Consider the following 9972-nt stretch of genomic DNA (forward strand, 5'->3'; position numbering starts at 1 on the left):
GTAGCGCGACCGACAGCCGCCCTGCCGGATACGGTGCCCGACACCTCGAACATCGCCGCGGCCGTCGAGCAGGCCGTGCTGGCGATGCGCGCGGACCTGTTCTGCGGCGCAGGGATCGCCGACATCGCCAGCCGGACGTTCTACTCCAAGTTCCACTTCACGCGGGAGTTCTCCCGGCTCGTCGGCACGACCCCGCGCCGGTTCCTCGCCGCGCTCCGGATGGAGCGGGCGAGCACGATGCTGCTCACCACGGACCTGTCCATCGCCGACGCCGGGACGATGGTGGGTTACTCCAGCGTCGGGACCTTCAGCACGCGGTTCTCGGCCCTGGTGGGCGTGTCGCCGCGCCAGTGGCGAGCGTGCGGCGGCAGACCGGGAGCCATCGACAGGGTCGAGGGCACCGCGACCGGACAGCTCCGCGGGCAGGTCGACCTGGGTGCGGCGGCGGAGACGGCCGACTGCGACGTCTTCGTCGGTGCGTTCGAGGACAGCATCGTGCAGGGCCGACCGGTCGCTGCGACGCGGCTCGACGGTCCCGGGGCGTTCCACCTCGACGGGCTCCCGCCGGGGGAGTGGACGGTCGTGGTCCTTGCCCGGGTCGCGCACCGGGGCCCCGGGGCCCACGTCGAGTGGTTGCGTGCGGACGCCCGGATGACGGCCTACGCCGACAGCAGCACCAGCCAGCTGCCGGTGCGGCTGCGGATGCGGTCTGCGCGGCCCTGCGACCCGCCCGTCCTTCTCGGCGGCACGCACGCCGACCCAGCCGGGCCGCCTCCGGTCCGGCGCAACCGGGAATACCCGCTGGACATGGTCCTCGGCCAGGTTGGAGGAGTGGCCCCCGCTCCTGGCGGCACGCCAGGGCGGTAGCCGGCTCGGCGGCTCGGACCGGGACCGACGTGCCACGGATCCACCGTACGGAACCGCTACGCCCCGAAGGAGATCCCGTGTCGTCCTTGAAGCTGCTGGCCGCACCCGTCGCGGCCCTGGCCCTCGCCGGTCTCGCCTGGCTGCCGTGGCAGCCCGGCCCGCCCGCCGAGGCCGCGGAACGCGCGGTGGAGCGCATCTCCTTCGCGACCCACGACCTGCCCGACTCCGACGGGAACCAGCAGCAGCGTCCCGTCGCCCCCGACCTCGAGCACATCCGGCCGTGGATCTCGGCCGTCGGGGCGTCGGTCGGGTCGATGGACCTGCGCGGGCTCGGCAGGCCCGGCGACGCCTGCCTGACCGATCCGCGCGACGACCGGCTCCGGGTATTCCCCGTGCCGGGCAGCGGTGGACCGGACTTCGAGCCGTTCGAGCTGCACCCCGACGGCCTGCGGTACGACCGAACGATGGCGCCCATCGGGTGCGTCCCGACCGACATCGACCAGGACGGGCGCCAGGACGTCGTGGCCTACTACTGGGGCCGCTCGCCGGTCATCTTCCGCAACACCGGTCCCGGCACGGGCACGCCGTCGGCCGACTGGTTCACCGCGGCCGAGCTCGTCGAACCCATGCAGGTCTGGAACTCGACCGCGCTCAACATCGCCGACATCGACGGTGACGGGCTGCTGGACATCGCCGTCGGCAACTACTTCCCGGACGGGAGCCGGGTGCTGGACGAGACGGCCGACGACGACCCTCGCATGCAGATGCAGCACTCCATGGGGGACGCCCACAACGCCGGGGTGAACCGCCTGTACCTGGGCGGTGGCACGGAGGCCGACGGCCGCCTGCGGTTCACGGACGTCTCCGAGAGGTGGCCCGAGGAGTCCGCCGACTCGTGGACCCTGGCGCTCGGGCCCCAGGACCTCACCGGCAACGGGCTGCCCGACCTCTACGTCGCCAACGACTTCGGCCCGGACCAGCTCCTGGTCAACACCTCGGAACCCGGCGACGTGCGCCTCACCGAGGTCCGCGGCGACCGTGACCTCACCACGGCGCGCTCCAAGGTGATGGGCCACGACTCCTTCAAGGGCATGGGGGTCGCCTACTCCTACGCCCCGGGCGCCGACCTGCCCAGCATCCACGTCAGCAACATCACGACGACCTGGGGGCTGCAGGAGGGGAACTTCGCCTTCTACCCCACCGGCCGGGGCGAGGAGCTGCTGGAGGGCAGCTTCCCGTTCGAGGACCGTGCGGCGGAGGTCAACCTCGCCGTGAGCGGCTGGTCCTGGGACATCAAGCCGATCGACCCGATCAACTCAGGGCGCGAAGGTTTCGTGCAGGCCACGGGCATGATCGCGGGCACCGAGGAGCTGTGGCCACGGTTGCAGGAGATGGCCATGGGCAACGACCAGATCCTGTCCTCGCCGACGTCGTGGATGCGCATCGGTCAGGACGGCGACATCTCCGGGGACGAGCCCAACCGGCTCTGGATCCCCGTCGGGGACCAGTTCGTGGACGCCGGGTCGCGCGTGCCGTTCGACGAGAGCACGCCGAGCCGGGGGTTCTCCGTGGCCGACGTCGACGGCGACGGGCTCCAGGACGTCCTCGTCGCGAACCAGTGGGCGCGCTCGCAGGTGCACCTCAACACCAGCACGCCGGAGAACCCCAGCGTCACCCTGGCGGTCACCCGCCAGGGTGAGCACGGGCCGACACCGGTGATCGGAGCCGTCGTGACGGTCGAGGGTCCCGGCTACTCGCGCACCTCGCAGCTCTACCCGGCCAACGGCCACTCCGGCGTCTCGGGGTCGCAGCTGCACTTCGCCCTGCCCGCCGACGCCTTGGCGGACGCCACCGCGACCGTCCGCTGGGTCGACGCGGACGGCCAGCACTCCACGACCTTCGCCCTCATCGAGGGGGCCCAAGAGCTGAGGATCGACCGATGACCGAGACCACCGCACCGATGAAGCCCGGGCCGGCTGCGCCGGAGGCGCCCGCGGACGCCCGCCCGACACCTGCCCCGCCCCGTACGGACGCCGTCCGCGAGGTTCCGCCCGCTCCCGCCCCCGCCCCCGGCCGGGACCCCCGCAAGGCGGCGCTCCTGCGGTTCGCCGTGTCGATCACGGTGCTCAACGTCGTGGGACACCTCCTCCTCGGGTTCGAGCAGGCGCCGATCGTCCCGATCGCCGCGGTGCTCGTGGCCTACGCGTGCAGCCTCGGCCTGGAGCTCGTCGACTCCTGGGCGCGCGGCGTCCGGCCGGGGTACGCCGGCGGCCCGCAGGAGATGTTCTACTTCCTGCTGCCGGCTCACATCGCGGCGCTCGCCTGCGCCATGCTGATCTACGGGCAGTCCCTGAGCATCTACCTGTTCGCCGTCGTCGTCGCCGTCGGGTCCAAGTACCTCTTCCGCCTCCGGTCCGGCGGGCGCCTGCGGCACTACCTCAACCCGTCGAACTTCGGCATCTGCGTCACCCTCCTGCTGATGCCGGCGGTCGGGTTCGTCCCGCCCTACATGTTCCTCAACCGGACGGACACGTTCTTCGACTGGCTGATCCCGGCGGTCATCCTGGTCGCCGGCACGCTGCTGAACGCCAAGCTGACGCGGCGGATGCCGCTCATCGCGGCGTGGGTCGGCGGGTACGTCGCCCAGGCCGTCGTCCGCGACGTCTTCCTCGGCGACAACGTCTGGTCCGCTCTCGGCATGATGACGGGTGTCGCGTTCGTGCTGTTCACCAACTACATGATCACCGACCCCGGGACCACCCCGTTCTCGCCGCGCCGCCAGGTGGTGTTCGGCCTCACGACCGCCGCGGTGTACGGGGTCCTCATCGCCCTGGGTGTCGCCTACGCCATCTTCTTCGGGCTCGTCATCACCTGCGCGCTGCGCGGAGTGGTGCTGTGGACGGCCGAGCGTCGCCGGTCCCGCCAGAGCGAGCGCGAACGCGTCGGCGCCCCGGCCGGGGCGGCGACGTGAAGGCGCCGGCGGCGGTGCTGCGGCGGGCCTCCGCGCCGTGGCGCGCCGCCCGGGCGCGGGTGATGACGCCGTCCCGGAGCCAGGTGGACCCGCGGCGACGCGGTTTCCATCCCTGGACCGAGGGCAACAGCATCGTGGAGCCGGTCGGCAACGCGTTCCTGGACGGTTTCGCCGTCGCCTGCCACCGGTCGACGGCCGCCGCCGTCCTCGAGGAGGTCGGCCGCGTGTCCGCCGGGCGGCGCGGGTTCGCCCTGGAGGGCGCGGCGATGGCCTGCACCCTCCGCTCCCGGCTCGAGCCGTGGAACCGCGGCGTGCTCGACGAGCTGCTCCGGCGGGCGGACGAGCACACCTACCTGGCGCACGTGGGCGTCGGATGGGCCCTGGCCCGTCTGCCGCGGCCGTGGTGGCCGGATCTCGCGCGCCTCGACCGGTCGGTCGTCCCGCTGGTCCTCGACGGGTACGCCTTCCACGAGGTGTTCTTCCGCACCGGCGCGGTGCTGGGCACGCGGTCCACTCGGTTCCCCCGGGACAGCTGGCCCGGGGGCCCCGAGGCGGCGACGCAGCACCTGGCCCAGGGGATCGGGCGCGGTCTGTGGTTCGTCGCCGGAGGGTCCGCCGGGCGTCTCGCCGGGCACGTGCAGGACTTCCCCACGGACCAGCGCGCGTCGTTGTGGGCGGGCGTGGGACTGGCGATGACCTACGCCGGCGGGCGGGGCCCGGAGGGGATGCGGGCGGTGCTGGCCGCCGCCGGGGACCACCGGCGCTGGGTCCGCCAGGGGTGTGCCTTCGCGGTGGAGGCCCGCGCCCGGTCGGCCACGACGGTGCCCCACACCCGGACAGCGGCCGAGGTCATCTGCGAGCGCCCCTGGGACGACGTCGTGTCCGTCGTCGACGCACTGCGCCCCCGCATCCCGGCCGGCGGGCCGGGCAACTGGCACGCCTACGAGGAGTGGCGGGCGGCCGTGGCGGACGAGCTGGGCGATGACTGAGCGCGCGCGCTCCCTCGGGCCCGTCGAGACGGCCAGGACCCTCCTGGCGCTCACCCGGGGCGACCGGGTCGAGCACCTCACCCGGCTCGCGGGCGCGCACCCGCACGGGTGCGTGATGACGCTGCCGACCGGACGGGTTCTCGTCGCCCGTGACACGGCGACGGTCAAGCACGTGCTCGTCGACCGGGCGGACAGGTACGTCAAGGGCATGGGGCAGCTGCACGCCCGCGAGATGATCGGTGACGGACTGCTCACGGCCGAGGGGGACACCTGGCGGGAGCAGCGTGCCGCCGCCCGGCCGTACCTGCGTGCCCGCGCCGTGCAGCACCAGCTCGGTCACGTCGTCCGGGCCGCCCACGAGGCTGCCGACCGGCTGCACTCCACGGCATGGCACCGCGTCGACCTGACGGTCCACCTCGCGTCGTACACCTTGACGTGCCTGGCGCGCACCTTCGGGTTCGCGCCGCCTGACGGGCGGCGGGTGCACGAGGCGTTCGACGTGGTCCAGGACGAGGCGATCTTCCGCGCCGTCACCCAGGGAGCGGTGCCGATCTGGCTGCGGCCACGCCGGGCGGCCGCCGTCGCGGGGGCGCTCGCCGCGCTCCGTACCGAGGCCCGGACGTCGTTGGAGGGTTCGGCGCGCCCGGACGCATGGTCCGGCGACGACGGCATGATGTCGCTGTTCCTGGCCGGCTACGAGACGACCGCCAGCACCCTGGGCTGGGCGGCGGGCTTCCTCGCCCACGACGGCGAGCTGCAGGACCGCGTCGCGGCCGAGGGGGAGCGCCTCGCGGACGCGACGACCGTGACCGTCGACGACCTGGCGGCGCTGACCTGGGCGTCCGCGGTGTTCCAGGACACGCTGCGGCTGCGTCCCCCGGTCTGGCTGATCAGTCGCCGGGCCGTCGCCGCGGACACCGTCGCGGGGGTGCGCCTCCGCGCCGGCGACGAGGTGCTGCTGCTCCCGGGGGCGACCTCTGCGGACCGGTCCTTCGAACCGGGTCGCGTCGCCCGCGGTCAGGGGGCCCCGAGCGGTTTCGCCTTCGGTGCCGGTCCCCGGTCGTGCCCGGGCGTCTCGCTGGCTGGCATGGAGGGTGCCGTCTGGCTCGCGGTCGTGGCCCGGGCGGTCCGGCTGCGTCCCGCCGACGCCGCACCCCCACGACCGCTCGCGCGCATGTCCCAGGCGCCGGCCGGTGGAGCGGTCGTGGAGGTCCGGTCCCGCGCCACCTCGGAGCAGTACCGACCCCCGGCAAGGAGCCACGCATGAGTCCCACCGACCCGATCAGCCGGCCACGAGTCGCCCCGCGCGGGGCGCGGCCCCGGCTCACCGCTCAGCAGACGACCGCCCTGGAGGCCTGCGCCGACACGGTGGTCCCGGGGCGCCGTCGGCACGACGACGACGTCGCGATCGCCGGGGTGAGCGATACGCCCGGTGCCGTCGAGGCCGGTGCGCTCGAGGTCCTCACGGACCCGGCGACCGGGATCGAGGACGGTGTCGGGGAGATGGCGGAGATGCTCGACGAGCGTGCGGCGTCCTGGGCGCGTGCGGAGGGCCTCGTCGACGTCGACCGGTTCGCCGACCTCTCCTACCAGGACCGCCGGCGTCTGCTCGCGCTGCTCACCGGCGCCGAGGAGCCCGCGCACGAGCTGTGGTTCCTCCTGGCGCTGTTCGCCACCATGGCCTACGACAGCGCGCCGCACCGCGAGACGGCCGAGGCCGTGCTCTCGGGGGCGCCGGGACTGACGGCGATGGGGTTCGCCCCGCCGTCCGGTGGGCGCTGGCGCGCGAGCGACCCCACCTACACGGTCCCCATGGCCCGTCTCCACCCCGCGACCGACCCCAGGACAGGGAGCCTCACGTGAGCGACATCGAAGAGTTCGACGCCGTCGTGGTCGGCAGCGGGTTCGGGGGCTCGATCCCCGCGTTCCACCTGGCCCGAGGGGGCGCCCGCGTCCTCGTCCTCGAACGGGGGCCGCGTCTGTCCGCGGACGAGTTCGACCAGTCGCTGCGGTTCGGCTCGTCGTCGACCCGGATCTTCGACTTCACGGCCGGTGACGGCATGAGCGTGCTCGGCGGCAACTGCGTCGGCGGCGGCAGCGTCGTGTACTTCGCCGCGATGCCGCGGGCGCCGCGTTTCGTCTTCGACCGCACCGGTCCGCAGGGACAGCGGCTGTGGCCCGCGGAGGTGGACCGGCAGAGCCTCGACCCGTGGTACGACCGGGTCGCGGAGGCACTGCCGATCCGGACGCACGGCTGGGACGAGGTCAGCAAGCCCGGCGGGCTGTGGGCCGCGATCTGCGACCACGGCGGCCTGACAGCGAACCCGTTGCCGTCGGCGGTCGACACCAGCCGCTGCACGAGCTGCAACTGGATGATGTCCGGCTGCGTCGAGGACGCCAAGCGGTCGCTGCTGACGAACTACATCCCCGCGGCCGAGCAGCACGGGGCGCAGATCCGCGCGTTGCACGAGGTCCAGACGGTGGAGCGCTCGGCGGACGGCGGGTACGTCGTCTCCTACGCCCACGTCGACCCGGTCGACTACCGCCTCACGACCGGGACCGGGAAGGTCCGGGCACGGGTGGTTGTCCTGGCGGCCGGGGCCGCCGCCACGCCTGTCATCCTCCAGCGGTCCGAGCCGCAGCTGGGGGCGATGCCCGACGCGGTCGGCAGGTACTTCTCGGGCAACGGCGAGCGGATCAACGTCGCCGTCATCGACGAGGACGCCGTCCGGGAGATCCTGCCACCGGGTGCGACCGCCGGCGAGCGTCCCTACGGCGCGTTCCAGGTGGGCCGCGGCCCGGTGGTGGCGACCTGGGACCGGCTCGACGGGAGCCTGCCCGAGCACGAACGGTTCGCCGTCGAGCAGCTCTACTTCCCGCCGGGCCTTGGGACGATCCTCGCCCAGGCCCGCACGGCGGACGGGCTGCCGGGCTGGTTCGGGCCCGAGAAGAAGGAGCTGCTGAGCAGGTGGCGCAACTGGTTGATGCTGTTCTCGCTGGTGGAGGACGACAACGAGGGCGAGTTCGGGCCACCCCCGCCGACCGGGAACGCGGTGCGGCTCTCGCAGCAGCTGCTGGGACGAGGAACCCTGCGCTACCGGCCCCGCCCGTCGACCGTGGCTGCCTGGCGGCGTGCCGACGAGACCATCAAGGATCTCGTCGAGGGGCCCGGCTTCGGTACCGTCGACCCCTGGACGAACGACCTCGTCGGGGCGTACACCGTGCACCCCCTCGGATCGTGCCGGATCGGGTCCGACCCGGAGACCAGCGCCCTCGACCACACGCATGAGCTGCGTGGCCACGAGGGGATCTTCGTGACAGACGGTTCCGCCGTGCCGACCGCCCTGACGGTCAACCCCTCCAACACGATCGCCGCTCTCGCGGAGCGGGCGGTCCCCTTCGTCGTCGAACGTCTCAGGCGGCGCGGCGCGGACGTCGACTACCAGGCCGAGCTGCCCACCCCCCGTCCCGTCCCCGTGTGAGGAGAAGCCATGCAGTTCACCTTCAGCCAGCCGGTGCCGCTCCCTGTCGAGAGCGTCGTCGCGCACCTGTGCGACGAGGCCTTTCAGGCGGAGAAGGCCACCCGCCTCGCCGCCCGTGACTTCGCGATGACCGTGGACCGACGTCCGGACGGCGTCACGGTACGGACCGAGCGCCACCTTCCGACGGTGGGGCTGCCCGAGTTCGTCAAGGCCCTCGTGCGGCCGGTCATGGTCGTCGCCGAGACCGAGCGGTGGGACCCGCCGGAGGGCGGCAGCCGTCGGGGCGCCTTCGAGATCGACGTCGACGGTGCTCCGGTCAGGTTCCGTGGAGCGGTCGGGGTCGTCCCGGAGGGGAGGGGGGCTCGGCTCACCTTCGAGGGCACGCTGTCGTCGACGGTGCCGTTGTTCCGCGGTCGGATCGAGGAGGCCTCGGCCACCCTGGTCCGCGAGACCATGGAGGTCGAGGCGGCCCTGCTCGAGGAGCTGTCCCGCAGCGGCGCCGTCCCGTCAGACCGTTGAGCGGATTCGGACGAGCTCCTGCTTGATGGCGAGTCGCCAGCGTTCGTAAGCGGGGGTCGGGCCGTCGTCGTCCAGGACCGCGCAGGCGTCGAACACCTCCGACGCCTGCGCGGGGGACAGCCCGGCAAGAGCGTGCGTCGCGGCCTCCGTGTGCGCCGGAACCGAACCCGCGTCGCACCGTGCACGGGCCGCCAGCACTGCGCCGAGCCGGACGTCGGGTGCGTGCTCGCCGGCCAGGACGGCCAGGGCGGCCACGTCCTCGCCGGTCGACGGCCCCGCGAAGGTGGCGGCCAACCCCACCCCGGACCACACGTCCCCGCGCCGTGCCGGGTCGAAGCTGCCCACCGTCGCGGCGACGTGCTCCGGACGTGCCCCGTCGATGAACCACACGGCGCGTCCCATGCCCTGGTCGACCGCTCGGGCGAAGTACGTGGGTGCACCCTGGAACGGCCACGGGCGTGGACGGGCACGCGTACCGACCCACCGGTGCCGGTCGAAGTAGGCGAGGTCGAACCCGTAGCCGTCCACAGCGAGCCACGACAGCGTCGGGTGGTACGCGCCGAGGTCGAGCTCGGGCAGGGCGCGGCTCCACAGCCGTCGAGGGAGCCGGGCCAGCGCGAACCCGACGCCGATGTACGCCAGCAGCCCGTGCGGCCGGGCCGGCCCCTCGACGAGCGCCCGGGTCCGCGAACCCCCGGTGGCCGCGTCGAGGATCGTCGTGGCCATCACGGCTCCCTCGTACCCGAACCCGCGCAGGTGCTCGTCCATCAGCTCCACGCGGGCGGCGATCGCTGCCGTGCCGGGCGACTCGAGGGCCGACTCGAACCCGACGACCACGGCCTGGGGGATCCGGTCGAGCGCGGCCCGCGCCGGCAGCTCCGCCGCCGGGAACCCCAGGTGGGCACCGGTCACGCTGGTGACCGCGGGCGCGACCGCCCAGCGGAGCATGCGGGTGAACGTCACGGGCATCGGAGGTCTCCCCGGGTCGGTGGACGTGCTGGTCGCGACCCTAGGCACCCGCGGCGCACCGGTCCACGGTGCGGGCGTCCCGGCGCACGTCAGGAGGTGCCGGCGCAGGCCGCCGTCGCCCGCCGGGGCGGGAGGCAACCAGGGAGAACTCCGCACGGTGCCACGGCGGGATCCT

9 protein-coding genes are annotated in these 9972 nt (G+C 73.6%); 8 read left to right on the forward strand and 1 reads right to left on the reverse strand.

Annotated features, from left to right (window positions below; genetic code table 11):
• Positions 1 to 33 precede the first annotated feature (33 nt).
• The 8 genes from Q6349_RS15130 (at position 34) to Q6349_RS15165 (ending at position 8828) form a co-directional block, all read left to right on the forward strand.
• The gene (locus tag Q6349_RS15130) at positions 34 to 867 is read left to right on the forward strand and encodes a helix-turn-helix transcriptional regulator (RefSeq protein WP_304604810.1); all 834 of its coding nucleotides are present in this window, start codon (positions 34 to 36) and stop codon (positions 865 to 867) included.
• Positions 868 to 944: 77 nt separating this feature from the next.
• Positions 945 to 2810, forward strand: a complete 1866-nt coding sequence (locus Q6349_RS15135; protein WP_304604811.1) for a VCBS repeat-containing protein — start codon at positions 945 to 947, stop codon at positions 2808 to 2810.
• A complete protein-coding gene (locus Q6349_RS15140; protein ID WP_304604812.1) occupies positions 2807 to 3838 on the forward strand; it encodes an enediyne biosynthesis protein UnbU in 1032 nt (343 codons plus the stop codon). The genes Q6349_RS15135 and Q6349_RS15140 overlap by 4 nt, the downstream gene beginning before the upstream one ends.
• The gene (locus Q6349_RS15145) at positions 3835 to 4827 is read left to right on the forward strand and encodes a DUF1702 family protein (protein WP_304604813.1); all 993 of its coding nucleotides are present in this window, start codon (positions 3835 to 3837) and stop codon (positions 4825 to 4827) included. Before Q6349_RS15140 ends, Q6349_RS15145 begins: the two co-directional genes overlap by 4 nt.
• Positions 4820 to 6094 (forward strand): cytochrome P450, encoded by a 1275-nt coding sequence (locus Q6349_RS15150; protein WP_304604814.1) that lies wholly within the window; start codon positions 4820 to 4822, stop codon positions 6092 to 6094. Before Q6349_RS15145 ends, Q6349_RS15150 begins: the two co-directional genes overlap by 8 nt.
• Positions 6091 to 6690 carry a DUF5987 family protein gene (locus Q6349_RS15155; RefSeq protein ID WP_304604815.1) on the forward strand — a complete coding sequence of 200 codons (600 nt, stop codon included), beginning with the start codon at positions 6091 to 6093 and terminating at the stop codon, positions 6688 to 6690. Before Q6349_RS15150 ends, Q6349_RS15155 begins: the two co-directional genes overlap by 4 nt.
• Positions 6687 to 8309 (forward strand): GMC oxidoreductase, encoded by a 1623-nt coding sequence (locus tag Q6349_RS15160; protein ID WP_304604816.1) that lies wholly within the window; start codon positions 6687 to 6689, stop codon positions 8307 to 8309. Before Q6349_RS15155 ends, Q6349_RS15160 begins: the two co-directional genes overlap by 4 nt.
• Before the next feature lie 9 nt (positions 8310 to 8318).
• A complete protein-coding gene (locus Q6349_RS15165) occupies positions 8319 to 8828 on the forward strand; it encodes a DUF2505 domain-containing protein (protein ID WP_304604817.1) in 510 nt (169 codons plus the stop codon).
• On the opposite strand, the gene Q6349_RS15170 is transcribed toward Q6349_RS15165, so the two are convergent.
• Positions 8817 to 9797, reverse strand: a complete 981-nt coding sequence (locus tag Q6349_RS15170) for a DUF1702 family protein (protein ID WP_304604818.1) — start codon at positions 9795 to 9797, stop codon at positions 8817 to 8819. The two genes, Q6349_RS15165 and Q6349_RS15170, sit on opposite strands and share 12 nt — an antisense overlap.
• Positions 9798 to 9972 lie beyond the last annotated feature (175 nt).

Source organism: Isoptericola sp. 178, assembly GCF_030586525.1.
Taxonomy (GTDB): domain Bacteria; phylum Actinomycetota; class Actinomycetes; order Actinomycetales; family Cellulomonadaceae; genus Isoptericola; species Isoptericola sediminis.

Bases quoted from the DNA above. Each gene is read 5' to 3' on its own strand.
- Q6349_RS15140 (WP_304604812.1), top strand. From the start codon at position 2,807: ATGACCGAGACCACCGCACCGATGAAGCCCGGGCCGGCTGCGCCGGAG.
- Q6349_RS15150 (WP_304604814.1), top strand. From the start codon at position 4,820: ATGACTGAGCGCGCGCGCTCCCTCGGGCCCGTCGAGACGGCCAGGACC.
- Q6349_RS15155 (WP_304604815.1), top strand. From the start codon at position 6,091: ATGAGTCCCACCGACCCGATCAGCCGGCCACGAGTCGCCCCGCGCGGG.
- Q6349_RS15165 (WP_304604817.1), top strand. From the start codon at position 8,319: ATGCAGTTCACCTTCAGCCAGCCGGTGCCGCTCCCTGTCGAGAGCGTC.
- Q6349_RS15170 (WP_304604818.1), bottom strand. From the start codon at position 9,797: ATGCCCGTGACGTTCACCCGCATGCTCCGCTGGGCGGTCGCGCCCGCG.